The organism is Sphingobacterium sp. UBA7625 (genome assembly GCF_002484085.1).
GTDB classification, from domain to species: Bacteria; Bacteroidota; Bacteroidia; order Sphingobacteriales; family Sphingobacteriaceae; genus Sphingobacterium; species Sphingobacterium athyrii.
Map to the genome: position 1 here is coordinate 615,263 of NZ_DLJD01000051.1, position 16,612 is coordinate 631,874.

8 protein-coding genes are annotated in these 16,612 nt (G+C 43.1%); all 8 read left to right on the plus strand.

Annotation, left to right across the window (positions count from 1 at the left end; genetic code table 11):
• The first annotated feature begins 12 nt into the window (after positions 1–12).
• Positions 13–3,195 (plus strand): SusC/RagA family TonB-linked outer membrane protein, encoded by a 3,183-nt coding sequence (locus B4G94_RS22480; protein WP_286862110.1) that lies wholly within the window; start codon positions 13–15, stop codon positions 3,193–3,195.
• An 11-nt stretch (positions 3,196–3,206) separates the two neighbouring features.
• Positions 3,207–5,033, plus strand: a complete 1,827-nt coding sequence (locus B4G94_RS22485) for a RagB/SusD family nutrient uptake outer membrane protein (protein ID WP_286862112.1) — start codon at positions 3,207–3,209, stop codon at positions 5,031–5,033.
• Between the two features lie 2 nt (positions 5,034–5,035).
• Positions 5,036–7,729, plus strand: a complete 2,694-nt coding sequence (locus tag B4G94_RS22490; RefSeq protein ID WP_286862114.1) for a hypothetical protein — start codon at positions 5,036–5,038, stop codon at positions 7,727–7,729.
• Positions 7,726–8,724 carry a polysaccharide deacetylase family protein gene (locus B4G94_RS22495; RefSeq protein ID WP_286862115.1) on the plus strand — a complete coding sequence of 333 codons (999 nt, stop codon included), beginning with the start codon at positions 7,726–7,728 and terminating at the stop codon, positions 8,722–8,724. The genes B4G94_RS22490 and B4G94_RS22495 overlap by 4 nt, the downstream gene beginning before the upstream one ends.
• A 194-nt stretch (positions 8,725–8,918) precedes the next feature.
• Positions 8,919–12,092, plus strand: a complete 3,174-nt coding sequence (locus tag B4G94_RS22500) for a SusC/RagA family TonB-linked outer membrane protein (RefSeq protein ID WP_286862117.1) — start codon at positions 8,919–8,921, stop codon at positions 12,090–12,092.
• Positions 12,093–12,096: 4 nt separating this feature from the next.
• A complete protein-coding gene (locus B4G94_RS22505; protein ID WP_286862119.1) occupies positions 12,097–13,602 on the plus strand; it encodes a RagB/SusD family nutrient uptake outer membrane protein in 1,506 nt (501 codons plus the stop codon).
• 279 nt (positions 13,603–13,881) lie between these two features.
• Positions 13,882–14,943: a glycoside hydrolase family protein gene (locus tag B4G94_RS22510; protein ID WP_286862121.1), complete on the plus strand. Its 1,062-nt coding sequence runs from the start codon at positions 13,882–13,884 to the stop codon at positions 14,941–14,943.
• 126 nt (positions 14,944–15,069) lie between these two features.
• Positions 15,070–16,470 (plus strand): glycoside hydrolase family 28 protein, encoded by a 1,401-nt coding sequence (locus B4G94_RS22515; RefSeq protein WP_286862123.1) that lies wholly within the window; start codon positions 15,070–15,072, stop codon positions 16,468–16,470.
• Positions 16,471–16,612 lie beyond the last annotated feature (142 nt).

The window sequence follows — 16,612 nt, forward strand, 5'->3', positions numbered from 1 at the left end:
ATGACGACAAAGATGATTTTTAATAAAGTGAATAGTAAGTTAGGATTAATCTTGTTGCTCACGACTTTAGGGGGACAAGCCACATGGGCGCAAGAGAATGATTCTACTATAAAAAAGGCGACAACGATCTCGCGACCACAATATAAGGTAACGGGTACGGTTTATGACAGTAAAACCAATAAGGTAATTGCTGGAGCACGGGTAACCTATGGGAAAAATGTGGCTAAATTGACTAATTCCAAAGGTGAATTTTCGATGGACATTCCAGTAAAGACTGCGGTTGTAGAAGTCTCTATGGATGGCTACATCCCAAAACAGGTTCCGATCCTGAAAGATGGAAAACTACGCGTGACGCTGTATCCCTCAGATTATCGATCGCTTTATAAGACAACAGCAACTGTTTTTGGCGATAATGATGTATTGTCTAGTGGCGGTGCTGTGGATAAATTGGAGTTCAATGCTTGGGAAGAAAATTCTGAAACAGTAGGCAGTTACTTGCAGGGGAAGATGGCAGGAGTCAATGTCGTACGCCGCTCAGGGACACCGGGTATCGGAGCCAACGTTAATATACGCGGATTATCATCGCTCTATACCAACAACCAACCCTTGTATATCGTAGATGGAGTAGTTTACAATGCTGAGCATTTGTCTCCCTCCATTACGACAGGGCACCTGAACAATGCTTTGCAACATATCGATGTACGTGATATTGAGAATGTAACTGTGTTGAAAGATGCGGTAGTGGCGTCGATTTATGGTGCAAAGGCGGCCAACGGTATCGTGGTGATAAATACTAATCACGCAAGGGAGGTTGCTACGCAGATCGATTTGCAAGCCAATACGGGCTATAATTTCCGCCCGAAAAGCTTGCCGGTAATGGGAGCCTATGCCTATCGTAGTTACCTCAATGATGTACTGGCAACGAGTAAATATACCGGAACTGAAATTGCAGCCTTGCCCTTTAATAACGATAATCCAAAATTTGAAGATTATGCCGTGTACCACAATGAGACCAATTGGCAAGAAGAAGTGCTCAAAAGTAGTATTGATCAAAACTATTACCTGCGAGTAACGGGTGGGGATGATATTGCGAAATATGCGCTTTCGGTTGGGTATAATGACGAAAAAGGGATTATAGACCAAACATCGCAGACCCGCTATACGGCACGTTTCAATGGGGATATGGTATTGACGAAAAAATTTACGGCACAAAGTAATATTTCGATTGGTTATGGACAGCAAAATCTCAAAGATCAGGGATTTTCACCAAAGACAAATCCTTTGTTTTTATCAATGATCAAAGCACCGATCTTAAATACCAATGAAGTGTCTTCGGATGGAACTGTCTCGCCAAACTATGCCGATGCAGATTATTTTGGTTATTCCAATCCGATGCAGATTATTCATAATGGTATCAATAATAAAAAAGCGTACCGTCTACTAGGGTCTTTGGTTTTTAATTATGAGTTTAATGACAAGTTTAAATTAAGTAACCTAACCACCGTAACCTATGATAAAGCACAGGAGAATTTTTTTATTCCCAAGAAGGGCGTAGCAAAGGACACGATCAACAACATCGAAGTATTCAGTCGATTGGGGACGCAAGTAGCGCGGTATTATTCCATTTCCAATGATTTACGTTTGCAGTATAAGCAAGACTTTGGATATTCAGGTAAACTACAAGCCATTGGCGGGATCCGGTACCACAAACATGATTCGGAACAGGACTATGCATTGGGGTATAACTCAGCCACCGACCAGTTGGTAAGTATCGGTAACTCGACAGCAGTATCGCGTACTTATGGTGGTAATATCGGCAAATGGGCGAATATGACAGGATATGGATTGGCCAACTTTACATGGAAAGATCGTTATATTTTTAATGGATCTATCGCCATGGATGGCTCTTCCCGTTTTGGCGATCAGGTCAGTGCGGGTGTTCGGATTGCGGATAAAACCTATGGGTTATTTCCGGCAGTGGCTGGTGCCTGGATATTATCCAATGAGGATTTCTTAAAGAATAGCAGCAAAGTTAATTTGGCGAAGTTGCGTTTGAGTTATGGTTTGGTCGGTAATGACGATATCGGTAACTATGATGCACGGCAAAACTATGTGTCACAGAACTTTTTGGGCGTGCAGGGATTAGTCCGCGATGGAGTCGCCAACCCCTATTTAAAATGGGAAAAAGTGGAGAAAATAAATGCAGGATTTGATTTGGCCTTGTTTCAGGAGCGCCTGAATCTAACGGTGGATATCTACCAAAACACCACACGGGATATGTTGGCCTATAATCCAGGCAATACGGTATCTGGGATCAGCTACTATTTATACAATAATGGTTCAATGCGAACCAAGGGGATTGACCTGAGTGTATTCGGTCGTATTATCAACGGTCCTGTTAGATGGGATGCGGGTATCAATTTGGGACATTATAAAAGCCGTATGCTGAGTATGCCGGAAACGAGTTTTAGCCAATATGCGGGTGCTACCTATATTACCGAAACCGGTGGTGCGCCGAATGCGTTTTATGGCTACCAGTTCGAAGGTGTGTACAGTACTGACGCAGAAGCTTCGACAGCAGGTTTGTCAGTTGTGGATGCCGCAGGCAATAAGGTTGCTTTTACAGCGGGAGATGCCAAGTTTGCGGATCGCAATGGCGACAAACTCATTGACGCTAAAGACCGCGTCGTGATTGGCGATCCCAATCCTGACCTGATTGGAGGGTTGAGCAATACCGTCACGTATAAAAATTGGAAATTTTTGGCTTTGTTTACTTTTAGCGTGGGCAATGATATTTATAATTATACCCGTGCACAACTTGAATCGGGCAGTACCTTTTACAATCAGACGGAGCTTTTGCAGAATAGGTGGCGGGTGGAAGGACAAGTGACGGATGTGCCTAAAGCGACATATAATGATCCAATGGGCAATAGTCGTTTTTCAAATCGTTGGATCGAGGATGGATCGTACCTGCGTCTACGTCAAATTTCGGTTGAATACGGTATTCCAGTCAATAAAAAGATCATCAAATATGTGCGTCTGTATGGAACGGCCAATAATTTGTTTACCATCAGTAAGTACTTGGGGTATGATCCCGAATTCGCACAATCTGCTGATGTCTATCATCAAGGTATTGATGTGACATTGGAACCATTGGTTAGATCTGTCCAATTAGGATTTCGTTTAGGTTTGTAATAAGCAGCAGCATGTTGAAAGTATATAAAAAACAGTTAATATGGGCGACAATGGCCTGTATTGTATCAATCTCATCGTGTAAAAAGGCCTTGGACTTTTTACCTGAGGATAAATTAGACAGTTCGAAAACGTATAATACGCTGGCAGATGCCGATGCCGCGGTATTGGGCATCTATGGGCAAGTGGCGACTTTGGGTGATCGCTATGTCATTCTGAATGAATTACGGGCCGATTTGATCGATGTCACGGCGAATGCGAATCCCTATTTGCAGCAGATCTCCAACCATGAAGCCGGAACGGATAATCCCTATGCCGATCCGACAGCTTTCTACCAGATTATTTTCAATTGCAACGATGCATTGAAAAATTTCAAGATTATGGAGAGCAGCGGTAAATTGAGTAATGCGGATTTCAATCAGCGCTATTCGGACATCGCAGTTTTACGCGCTTGGTTGTATTTGCAATTGGGGATGCATTTTGGAAATGTACCCTATGTGAAAACAACGATTGATGATGTCAAGCAGATCAAAGCGTTGGAAAGTTATCCAAAAACCAATTTTGACAATTTGATCGACTCCTTGATTCAGGATACCAAAGACTTACCTTATATGGAAGCCTATGCTTATCCGACAGGATCGAGCTTGGTGTTTACAACAGATGGGGCCAATACCCAACGGGTATTTGTCAATAAGTCGCATGTATTGGGGGAACTCTACTTGTGGAAAGGTGACTATTATCAGGCCGCCTACTGGTATAAAAAGATTCTTTCGGCCGAAGATAACAATACGGATATTGAGTATTTGTACAATGGAAATCGGATTGGTCCCTACAATTTTACCGTAAATTTTGCTCGGGCGCAAGAAGGTTCGTCGCTTGTTAACTCGGTCTCAGAAGGCTGGCGCAGTATGTTTGCGCTACCCAATACCAACAAAATTTGGAATTCGGAGTGGAACTGGTCGATACCGTATAGTAATTCTTTCGCGCCGGGCAATCCTTTTATCGCGTTGTTTTCCAAAACGGGGAAATACGAGTTACGACCATCCCAAAAAATTATGGATGAATGGAATTCGCAGACGAATAGCAACGGTATTCCTTGGGATCCCAGGGGGAAGTTATCGTACGAAATTGCCGCTGATGGTGAGCCTGTAATCACAAAGTTTACCGATAATTCGACTGACGTCTTAAACCTGCTCAACAAAGGCGGCCGATGGAATATCAATCGTGCAGCAGGCGCACATTTAAGATTTGCCGAAGCTGCCAATCAAGATGGTCAGGGGCGATTGGCATTTGCATTAGCCAATAGGGGATTGATCAGAACCTTCTATTATGGTGCATTTACAAGTTTGGGTACCGTAGCGGCAAGTAGTTTCTTTGAGTTGGAATCGCAGATTACCCATCAAGGGTTTGGTTTGGATCGGGTGACCTACCCCAAATCTTCACCATATTATTTTGATGCACGTGATAATGCCAGTCTTGCCCGCGGTGTTTGGTACCGGAGTATTGGCGTCAGGGGAAGAGCAACAATGCCAGAATGGAAATTTCCCGGTGTCCTTTACACACCGGGGACGGTGAATGGTTATGGTCAAATGATGATGGAGTTTGATGTTCCGAAGCTGGATCTGGAGGATAAACTCATTGAAGAATCCTCGTACGAATTAGCATTCGAAGGCGAGCGTTGGTCTGACTTAACCCGTATTGCACGCCGCCGTAACGATCCAGCATTTTTAGCAGATAAAGTCTACGAAAAACTCTTGAAAGCCAATAACCCGAAGGCGGGAGCTGTGCGCAGCAAATTGATGGATCCCAAAAATTGGTATTTACCATTTAAAATTAAATAGAATTGTTTATCCGTTCTTTCATATCGCCAGCGGTCAAAAGATCAGTTTCGTTACTGCTATTGATCGCTGGCTTTTTTGTGTCGGGAGAGGCGCAAGAGCCTGTTGATTTTTTTAGGCGGTTACAACAAGCGCAGGCAACACATCTGGAGGAAAAATTGTACCTGCATTTGGATAAAAATAGCTATGTCGCTGGTGAGACGATCTGGTTTAAGATCTATTGTACCGTTGGTCTGGAAAACCTATTGTCCAACGGAAGTAAGGTCGCCTATGTCGAATTGATTGGCGCCGATCAGCGAAGAGCAAAACTGATTAAAATACCTTTGTATAATGGCTTAGGTGTGGGTGACATCGCATTACCGGATACCTTGACCGAGGGTAGTTACCGATTACGGGCATATACCAATTGGATGCGGAATGATGAAGCTATTTATTTATTTGACCGGACTTTGGCAATCGGTAATGGCCGATCTGACCAGGTCTTTACGCAGACGACTTGGCAACCGAATGAACAAGGTGGCCGCTACCAGCTCGAACTGAGGGCCTTTGCGCAAGTGCCGATCGTCAATACGGATGTGAATGTGACATTTACGCAAGATGAAAAGGTGTTACAAACGGCTAAAGTACGGACGGACGGATTGGGAAAAGTAACCGTGAATGTAGACCGTGGCTTGATGCAAGCACATATGGCGTATTCATTTCAAACCGATGGCCGGACAATCCGTAAGTTGGTGAATCCCCTGATTGCGCAAGAATCGTCCGATGTGCAGCTGCTGCCAGAAGGTGGAAGGCTGTTGGCCGGCTACGACAATCGCATCGCTTTCAAGGTGGTTAATTCCCGTGGACTGGGCGAAAAAGCAACGTTGGTTTTTCGCGTGGGACGCGATACCTTGGTGCAGGTGTCCACCAATGAGTTAGGGATGGGAGCAACACAAATACAAGTGCCTATTGCAGGGACAGTGGAGGTTACCGCTTGCTTTGGCTATGGTAAGCAGCAATCTGTTATTTTTCCGAAAATCTATACCAGTGGGTATGCGGTTATATTAGACACCTTGCAAAAAGGGCAACGAATGCTACGATTGCATACTTCGCCCGATCTCGTGAAGGGACAGCAGCTCCAGGTAGTGGTACAGCATTTGGGCCAGGTATTTTTCCTCAAAACGGTGTCGGTGACTGCACCCGAGATCGCGCTTCAACTGCCAACGACAAACTTTCCAAAGGGCGTATTGACCTGCTCGGTATTGGACGATTATTTTTTGCCGATCGCTGAACGTCCGTTCTTTCATGAAAAGAACAGCGTGTGCGAGCTATTCACCTTTCTTCTGGACAAGGCACAGTATGACTTGCGTGAACAAGTCAATGTAGGAGTACAGCTTCGGCAAGATAGTGTTAAAGGGCGAATCGGTGCATTTTCGGCTGCGGTGATCCATTTGGGAAAGATTGCAGCGAGTGATACCATCAACGTCCCCAATATCTTGACAAGTCTGTTGTTAAGTGCCGATCTCAAAGGCTTTATCGAGCGCCCCGAATATTACCTGGACGGTCATCGGATCAGGACAACCGATCTGGATTATTTAGTATTGACACAAGGCTGGCGAAAGGTTGACTGGTGGAACTTGGCAACAGTGTCTACACCACGATTTGCGGTCGAAAAGGGCCTGTCGATCCGTGGCTATCTTAAGAAGTTAGGTCAAAAGGCACCGGTGCCAAAAGGGACAGTCAATTTGATACCCTCCTCGAATATGTTGGATGTTCAAGCAGTATATACCGATCAAAGGGGCTATTTTGAATTCCCGGATCTGCAATTTCCGGATAGCAGTCATTTTATGCTCTATGCACAAGACGCGAAAGGTAAGAAGCGGGTTCGTTTTGACATTTGGACAGATTCGTTGGCGGAGGTCGGTTTTAACCGCAATTGGCCCTTGGAACAAAATGACGTCAATCGTGCCTATCAACAAGAGTTAAAGCTGGCACAAGCCTATTTTGCCCAATTAGCACGTGTAGGCTTAAAAGATAACACCATCTTATTGGACGAAGTTTTGGTGGAGCGGAAACGCAACAAAGCAGCGATACATTCGCAAAACCTCAATGGTCGTGGCAATGCTGACTTTGTATTTAATGCAGATGATTTTAAGGGCTATGGTTTGTTGGGTTCGGCGATACACGATCAAATTGGCGGGACATTTAAGGGATGGAATTTAGATATGGAATGGCCACCACTGGCGATTTTCTTTTTAGATGGACGTATACTGGATGCTGAATTAGCGGAGAATATTCCACCAGATGCCATAGAAAGTGTAGAAGTACTGCGAAGTAGTGTATACACCGGTTTATATGGCGTTGGGATTCATGCTGGAAAAGAAGATAGTGTCATCTTTGTATTGACCACCAAAGTCGGACGTGGAAACCTAGCCAAAGCACCTGATCGTTATGGTTCAATCAGCGTCAGTCCACAAGGCTTGTATTTTGGGACGACCTATTACAAACCTGCTTACGAAGTTGATAATAATCCGGCGACTTACCAAGATCTACGGACAAGTATCCACTGGGAACCGAGTATCGTGGTCAATAAGTCGGGTAAGACGAGTTTTCAGTTCTTTACTTCCGATGAACCGGGAACCTATCGCATTATTGTTGAAGGTTTGGATATGTATGGTAATTTATTTCGGCAGCAAAAAGATATTACAGTAAAACGATGATCCTACATACAAATAGAAAAGAGATGAAGCAATTGGTTCGAAGTCTTGAATTATATATACCATTGGTAATCACATTATGTTCGGTAAAGATAGGAAAAGCACAGGAGCTGAAATTTGAGATCGCTAAATATCAAGGAAATCGGCAATGTGCCATCAGTTATACCTTCGATGACGGGCTAAGAGAATATGCGACGATAGTGGTGCCACGCCTAAACAAGCTTGGGCTGACGGCCACTTTCTGGATCAATGGATCTAAAGTGAATACCGATCCTGTAGATATGAAAGATACCACTCGGGTGACTTGGGCGGACCTGAAAGCAATGGGAGCGGCGGGACATGAGATATCAAATCACGGTTGGGCGCATCGTAATATGGCTAAACTTTCAGTTTCCGAAGCAGAATACGAACTGTTGAAAAATGATAGCGCGGTTTATGAAAATCTAGGTGTATGGCCGAAAACATTTTGTTATCCGGGCAACTCCAAGAACGAACAAGCGATTGCTTTAGCCTCAAAAAATCGAGTGGCAACGCGCTTATCACAATTTTCGGTTGGTAGCAAGAGTACGGATGCGAATTTGGATAAACGGGTAGAAAATCTATTGACAACAGGAGAATGGGCTGTGACGATGACGCATGGCATTACGTACGGTTATGATCATTTTCTGGATGCGGGGATCTTATGGCGACATTTGGAAAAGGTCGCTCAGATGAAGGATCGAATCTGGATAGCACCTTTTGTACAGGTTGCCGCCTATGTCAAGGAAAGGGATAGCACCACCTTGACTATTGAAAAATTAAAAAAAGGCTATCGTTTCGTACCGCATCTGCCGTTAGACAGGAACTTATTTCAGGAAGATTTGACCATGGTGATTCAGGGTGAATCGGCGAAAAGGCCGATCGTCACACAAGGTGACAAGCTGCTGTATGTGTGGACGGTCAATCGGACTTGGCTGGTCAATTTTTCGCCATGGCAAGAAGTCTATATTGAACTTTAACTGGATTGAAAAGAAACTGAACTTGTTACATTAATAAAAAATAATAATTATAAAAGCTCCATTTATGGGGCTTTTTAGTTTCTGTAACAGACTGGATACATAGGAGCCTGTAAGTTCAGGATAGTTAGTTTAAAGGGATATCATAACTTCCAGTTACCAATATAAATCACAAATAACAATTTAAACTTCAACCCATGAAAAATATCTTACGATATGGTACCGTAGTAATGGCCCAGTTGGCTTTGACTCAGGTATTATATGCTCAAGAACTGCTGAAGGGAAAAGTTGTTGACGATAAAAGTCAACCTATCAGCGGAGTGACTATCCTTGTCAACGGCAAAGGTAGTGGAACAACGAATCAAAACGGTGAATTTGGTATCGTTGCCAAGCCAGGTGATAAAATTACCTTCACTTCGATAGAATACCTCACTAAAACCCTAAATGTAGCTAACCTCTCGTTTTTACAAGTGAACTTGACACCTAAACAAGAATCGCTTGATGAGGTCGTCGTCATTGGTTACGGTACGCAAAAACAGAAAAATCTGACCGCTCCGGTTTCTAAATTTAAAGCTGAAAATTTGGATGAACGTCCGATTGCCCGTGTTGATCAAGCCTTGATTGGGCAAATTGCGGGGGTACGGGTCAAACAATCGACGGGTGTCCCTGGCAAAGGTCTCAGTGTGCAAGTCCGGGGTTCGGGGTCGATCTCCGCAGGTACGGAACCGCTGTATGTGGTAGACGGTTTTCCTTTGCAAAATGCTAAAACAAATACATCTGGAGGTTATTCCTCCGGGAATCCATTGGATAATATGAATCCAAATGATATTGAATCGGTCGAAGTATTGAAAGATGCCGCGGCCGCGGCAATTTACGGATCGCGTGCAGGGAATGGTGTTGTGTTGATTACCACCAAACGTGGACGTACCGGCGAAGCAAAACTAAGTTTAAACTCTTACGTGGGTATTTCGTCGCCTTACCGCAAACTGGATATGCTCAATGGAGAAGAATGGATCGATCGCCAGATTGAAATGATCAATGCCCAATGGGTAGCGTCGGGTACAGGCAGATTGGCCACCCAGAGTAATGAAGAGCGTCGCAAGATCTTAGGGTTACAGGATGGGACCTTTAATACGTCGTATATGTACGACGACCGTTGGCTTGAACCGGGGCACCCAGGGCTATATATGATCGATTGGCAAGATGAGGCTTATCGTAAGGGAATCACACAGAATTATCAAGTCACCGGTTCGGGGGGGACAGAATATGTCAATTATTATGTTTCGGGGAATTATATGAACCAGCAGGGGATTGTGCATGGCCTGAATTATAAAAATTATACAGCGCGTGCCAATGTGGAGGTGAAGGCCAATAAAAAGCTAAGTTTTGGTTTGAATTTAGCACCTTCTTATTCCATTGGTAACGATCCGGGTGTCGAGGGAAAAGATAATATCATGCATCAGATTTACTCGATGTCGCCTGTGCAAGATAATCCTGCTGGGACGGTGAATGTACTTGACAATGATAAGTATCCTTGGAGTGTGTCAACTAACGATCCTATTGCTAAATTGAAAAACTATCTGGGCGAAAATAAAATCTCGCGTTTGCTTGGGACCATCTATGGGCAATATCATATCCTGGATCATTTGACGTTTAAAACAACTGTCAATTTGGATCAAACAGATAGTCGGAGCAATAGGTTTGAGCCGTATACGATTGCTGGATCTTTAGCAAATAGGCTCACAAATCCAAATCAGGCAACCTATGGTTCTAACAGTGTATACCGTAGACAGACCTTTGTCAATGAAAATACACTGAACTACACGATCAATATCGGGAAGCATGATATTACGGCTTTGGTAGGGCAAGCGTATAATTTTGACAAATTAGAAACCTCATCGATTACATCGAAAGACGGGTATATCAATAGCTCAATTAAAACTTTGAATGGCGCCGTCGCTACTGTTGCTTCAACGGGGGCAACACAAAGTGTTTTGTTGTCCTATTTCGGTCGTGTCCAATACGCCTTTGATGGAAAGTATCTATTTTCGGCAAGTCTTCGGCGAGACGGCTCTTCTCGCTTTGGTGCCAATACCAAGTGGGGTTTATTCCCCTCTCTTTCATTGGGTTGGCGTCTGTCGGACGAAAATTTTATGAAATCGTTGAGTTTTATCAACGATTTAAAACTGCGGGGTAGTTTTGGTACGGCTGGTAACAATAATATTGACGATTATAAAAGTATTCCCTTGCTGGGAATCTATAACTATGCTGGAAATGATAAGTCTGTTCCGGGGCAAGCACCAAAAAATATTGCGAATCCTGATCTAAAATGGGAAAAATCACGTACTTACGATGTTGGATTGGACTTCGGGCTTTTTGGTTCTCGAGTTGCCGGATCTTTTGATTGGTATACTCGGAAAAGTAGTGACCTTTTGCTGAATGTTCCCGCCATGTATGTAACCGGATTTGGATCTTACTTAAACAATGCGGGCGAACTAAAAAGTAATGGCTGGGATTTGGAAATTACATCGCATAACATGAAAAAAGCGGATTTCTCATGGTCGACATCGTTCAACATCAGTCATAGTGCCAATAAGATAACCAGATTGGATGGCGGTCAGAGGGATTTATTGATTCCATCTTCTTTCGATATACAGCATAGCCTCTTACGCGTTGGTGAGCCGCTATACAGTATCTATGTAGTCCAACAGAATGGGATTTTGAGTCAGCAAGATATTGACAATGGCGCTGCATTATTTGGTAATGAGAAAGCCGGAGATCCACGTTATGTCGATGCCAATGGTGATGGTGTGATTGATGCCAATGACCGTGTTATTGTCGGGCACCCCAATCCAGATTATGTTTGGGGTATTACCAATAATTTTAAATACAAAAACTTTGATTTGAGCTTTATGTTCCAAGGGCAAAATGGTGGGCATATTTATTCTTTATTGGGTAGAGCACTGGGACGTACGGGACAAGGAGCTTCGGACAATGCATTGGGCTTCTATCGGGATAGATGGCGTTCAGAAGATGACCCAGGAGAAGGTCGCGTTGGAAAAGCCTATTCAACCTTTGGACGTATTAAAAATACAGATTGGTTGTATTCTTCGGACTATTGGAGACTGCGTAATATAACCTTAGGCTATAACATCAAAGATATGAAGGTGGGCAGCCAATCCAAACTTAGTATGGTTCGCCTGTTTATGACTTTGGAGAACTTTTGGGGTAAAGACAAATATGATGGTGGTGTCAATCCTGAGTCGTCCAACACCAATCTGAGCGGAAGCGATACCTATCCAGAAGCTGGAGATTATGGCGGTTTAGCGATTCCGAAGACAATCACCTTTGGTTTAAACGTAAATTTTTAAAATCATGAAAAAACTAACTATATTTTTGTTGCTTTTAGGATTGTTTGGATCCTGTAAAATGGATCTGGATCAACAACCCATTTCAGATGCAACCTCTGAAACTTTTTTTCAGACAACGAATGATTTTGTGCAGGGCGTAAATGCCTTATACAATGGCCTCCAAAAGTATCCGGATCGCTTGATGAACCTTTCCGAAACCCGCTCGGACAATTTATATGCTATCTCGGATGGTGGAGTACGTGATTGGGAAGGGATCAATAGTTTTCATAAGACGATTGCGAGTAATCCCTATGTGCAAGAAGCTTGGTATACGAATTATAATGTGATTTTTCGCGTAAATAATTTTTTGGAGCAGCTGCAATCCAAAGGTGGGGCCGTGATTACAGATGAGGGATTGCGCAATCGGATGGAGGGTGAAGCTAAGTTTTTGCGTGCTTTTCTATATTTTGATCTGCTGCGTTACTTCGGGAAGGTTCCGTTGATTGATCATGTTGTTTCGGCCCAGGAAGCCAAAACAATTCCGCGCAGTAAAGTCGAAGATATTTATACGTTAATTATCAGCGATCTCAATAAAGCAGTGGAAACTTTACCAGTGCCAGGTGGGTATGCTGAGGCCGACCGAGGTCATGCAAATAAATATGCCGCAAAGATGTTGTTGGGATTAGTTTATATGACGCGGTCAGGACCTACTTTAGGTGTAGAAGGAGCTGGATTGAAAAGTAATGAGTGGGGAAAGGCAGTCGAACAATTCAATGACATTATTGCCAGTAACGAGTTTCTTCTATTGGACAAGTATACTGACATATTCGATTATAATAAAGAACGCAACAAGGAGGTTATTTTTAATATTGAATATGCTAGTGGAGCGAATCCGATTGTCGGTTCAACTTTTCCTTGGGTATTGGTACCTGACAATTGGTTCAATTCACTTGGATTGGGCACGCAAGGCGGGCTGACGATTCGACCAGTATCAAACGACTTTATGAGTACTTATGTCGCCGATGATAAGCGGAGACCTTTTTGTATCCAAGAGGGATTTGTATATAATAAAGTGGCGGAAAATAGACCTTTCGTTAAAAAATTTGTTGATGTGACGAAAGTACCAGCGAGCCGAACCGATTGGCCCATCAATTACATTGTGTTTCGTTATACAGATCTATTGCTATTAAAAGCGGAATGTGTATTGAATGGTGCTTCTGGTTCTACAACGACGGATGTGGATGCGGTTGTTAATCAAATTCGAAAACGCGCTGGATTGACAACAGAGTTAGCGAATGTAACTAAATCTCAGCTGATGGACGAACGGAGACGGGAGTTTATTGGTGAAGGAACACGCTGGTTTGATCTGATACGTAGCGGAACAGTCGAATCTGTTATGAAGGCTTGGATCACGAAGGACGATGTAGCAAAACAAATGTCTGCTTTTCAAGTAAACTATGTGTTATACCCAGTGCCACAATCTGAGCTCGACAATAGCCCGGGCTTGTATACACAGAATCCGGGATATTGAAAGTGGTGCCGCATTGACACCGGCAGAAAAACAAGCAATGCAAAATCCAGGCTATTAATTTAGTGAATATAATAAACGTGAATCTACCTGTTCTGTACTAGAATGGGTAGTTTTTTTTTGAGGAAACCCTTAGAAGGTTTGTAAATATTGGTTTGCAATCGGTTGCAGGATAGCGCAGGATAGGTGGCTTCACTCGTTTTATTATCTTACGGCTTGATTCGTGTAAACATTACGGATCTGATTAAACCAAATTGTAAATCAACGGAAGGGAATGTTCAAATGGATAGAAGAGTCTTCTTAAAGTCAAACGCATTTTTATGGATGACAACCTTGCTCCCCTTAGGTACATGGGGTCAAAAAGGTAGGATAGAGTCGCCCTATTTCAAATTGAAACCGATCGGTCGTTCATTACAATTAAAGGATTATTTTATTTGGTGTTCATCACCGATTTGGGGCGAGGATGGGAAAGTCCATCTTTTTTATTCGCGTTGGCGAAAGGAAAAAGGAATGGGGGGCTGGATCAAAGGTTCTGAAATAGCCCATGCTATTGCCGATTCTCCCTACGAAGCATTCAAACATAAGGATATTGTTTTACAACCTCGAGAAGGTTTTTGGGACAGTACCACTTGCCATAATCCCTTGATAAAAAAAATAGATGATAGCTATTATTTATTTTATATGGGAAATTCCAATGGAAAGACAGATACGAAAAGGATAGGTGTGGCAACAGCGAAAAGCTTGGATGGGCCTTGGAAACGGAGTGATCATCCGATCTTATTGCCCGGGGCAGAAGGAGCGTGGGATGACCACTGCACCACAAATCCAGCATTTTTAAAAGGGGATGACGGTAAATTTTGGCTTTACTACAAATCTTGGAATACAGCCGAATACCTCCATGATAAAGGTTCTGTCCGGGGAAATCGGAAATATGGGTTGGCCAAAGCAGATCACCCTTTGGGGCCATACCTAAAGGTGTCTGAATCTCCAGTGATTGACTTTTCGGACCGCCCTCATAATGCACAGCTCGAAGATGCTTTCGTTTGGAAACAGGATGGACAGTATTGTTTGATCGCAAGGGATATGGGGTTCTATAATCATGAATATGGACTAATCTTAGCATCATCAGATGGGCTGCAATGGTCCGAACCAAAAGTAGCCTATTTAAATTTAGCTGAATATGTCCAGGAACCGCCACCACCGGCAAATTTGAAACGGTTTGGTCGGCTGGAGCGGCCCATGATTTTAATGGATAAAATAACAGATAAACCTCGTTTCCTATTTGGAGCAACCCAAGGTGGGGAAGCGGATACAGCTACAACTTTTGTTTTTGAAATATTGTAAAGAATTTGTACGCAGTTAAATAGCGCTAATGATAAAAAGGAACTGCAATAATTCTGCTTATTTATTCTGGAAAACAGCAATGCATAATGGATTAAACTTATTCGCTCATAAAACAATTATATACCGATGAAAAAGATTTTTAGTATTCTGCTCGCACTTTTTGCATGCGTCGCAAGTCAAGCACAACAGAAAACCTGGACGAGTGCTCAGCAACCGCTAAAGGAAATTGAACAACTCAAAAAGATCATTGTGGCCCCTAAATTCAAAAAGAAAGATTATTCCATCGCTGATTTTGGCGCAATTGGAGATGGGAAAACAAAAAATACGGCAGCCTTTAAAGAAGCAATTGAAACGTGCAATAAGCGCGGCGGGGGACGGGTAGTTGTTCCCAAAGGTGTGTATTTGACCGGTGCTATTTATTTGAAAAGCAATGTCAATCTTCATATCAGCGAAGGTGCAACGGTGCTCTTTAGTCGGGATAGTGCTGATTATCCGATGGTCTTCACGCGTTGGGAAGGCATGGAATGTATCAATTTTTCCCCCTTTATCTATGCGTATAAAGAAGAAAATATAGCGATTACAGGAAAAGGATTGCTGGATGGAAATGCCGATAATGATCATTGGTGGTATTGGTGCGGTGCCCGTAAATATGGCTGGCACGAAGACCGTCCTGGCGAACAAAAGCCTGCTCGGGCAATTTTGCATCAGCAGATGGCCCAAGAGATGGATCCGAATAAAAGGGTATTTGGCGATGGACATTTTCTTCGTCCCAATTTTGTACAGCCTTATCTCTGCAAAAATGTCTGGATTGCTGATGTGAAGCTAATTAATTCGCCCATGTGGAATCTTAATCCTGTCTTGTGTGAGAATGTATTGATCGAAGGTGTAAAGGTGGTTAGCCATGGACCTAATAATGATGGTTGTGACCCTGAGGCAAGTAAAAATGTATGGATCAGAAATTGTTATTTCGATACGGGCGACGACTGCATCGCCATTAAGTCGGGGCGAGATGAAGATGGGCGTAATATTGGCCGGCCCGCAGAAAATCATATCATCGAAAATTGTGAAATGAAAGATGGGCATGGCGGCGTCGTCATCGGTAGCGAAATTGCAGGCGGAGCCAAAAATATCTACGCACTTAACAATGTGATGGATAGTCCCAATCTGGATCGGGCGCTACGCATAAAAACCAGTTCCAGCCGAGGTGGTATTATTGAAAACGTGTTTTTTTATAACACGGAAGTGGGACAATATAAAGAAGCAGCTGTACGATTCAATATGTTTTATGAAAAACCCGGAAAACACATCCCAACAATCCGTAATATCTGGGTCGAAAATCTTCATGTAAAAGGTGGTGGAAAGTATGCTGTGCTCTCCACAGCGTACGAATCTTCACCTGTAACTGATTTTACAATGGTCAATTGTAAGATTGATGGGGTAAAAGAAGCATTTAAAGTGGATTATCTAAAGAATGTTTCATTAAAGAATGTCATTGTCAATGGAAAAGAGCTAAAGTCTTTTGATTAATGTGGAATAATCTGTGTTTAGTATGGAGAATCGCGGATGATCAGGCAGGAGCATGAGCGTCATTAAAATTGCAGAGGACCGCAATAAACGCTTTAATGGGACAATAAACTCATGAACAACAAACTGAGCATAGCGAGCTCAT

Coding starts and splice junctions, on each gene's coding strand:
- B4G94_RS22515 (WP_286862123.1), top strand. CDS start 15,070: ATGAAAAAGATTTTTAGTATTCTGCTCGCACTTTTTGCATGCGTCGCA.
- B4G94_RS22505 (WP_286862119.1), top strand. CDS start 12,097: ATGAAAAAACTAACTATATTTTTGTTGCTTTTAGGATTGTTTGGATCC.
- B4G94_RS22510 (WP_286862121.1), top strand. CDS start 13,882: ATGGATAGAAGAGTCTTCTTAAAGTCAAACGCATTTTTATGGATGACA.
- B4G94_RS22480 (WP_286862110.1), top strand. CDS start 13: ATGATTTTTAATAAAGTGAATAGTAAGTTAGGATTAATCTTGTTGCTC.
- B4G94_RS22485 (WP_286862112.1), top strand. CDS start 3,207: ATGTTGAAAGTATATAAAAAACAGTTAATATGGGCGACAATGGCCTGT.
- B4G94_RS22495 (WP_286862115.1), top strand. CDS start 7,726: ATGATCCTACATACAAATAGAAAAGAGATGAAGCAATTGGTTCGAAGT.
- B4G94_RS22500 (WP_286862117.1), top strand. CDS start 8,919: ATGAAAAATATCTTACGATATGGTACCGTAGTAATGGCCCAGTTGGCT.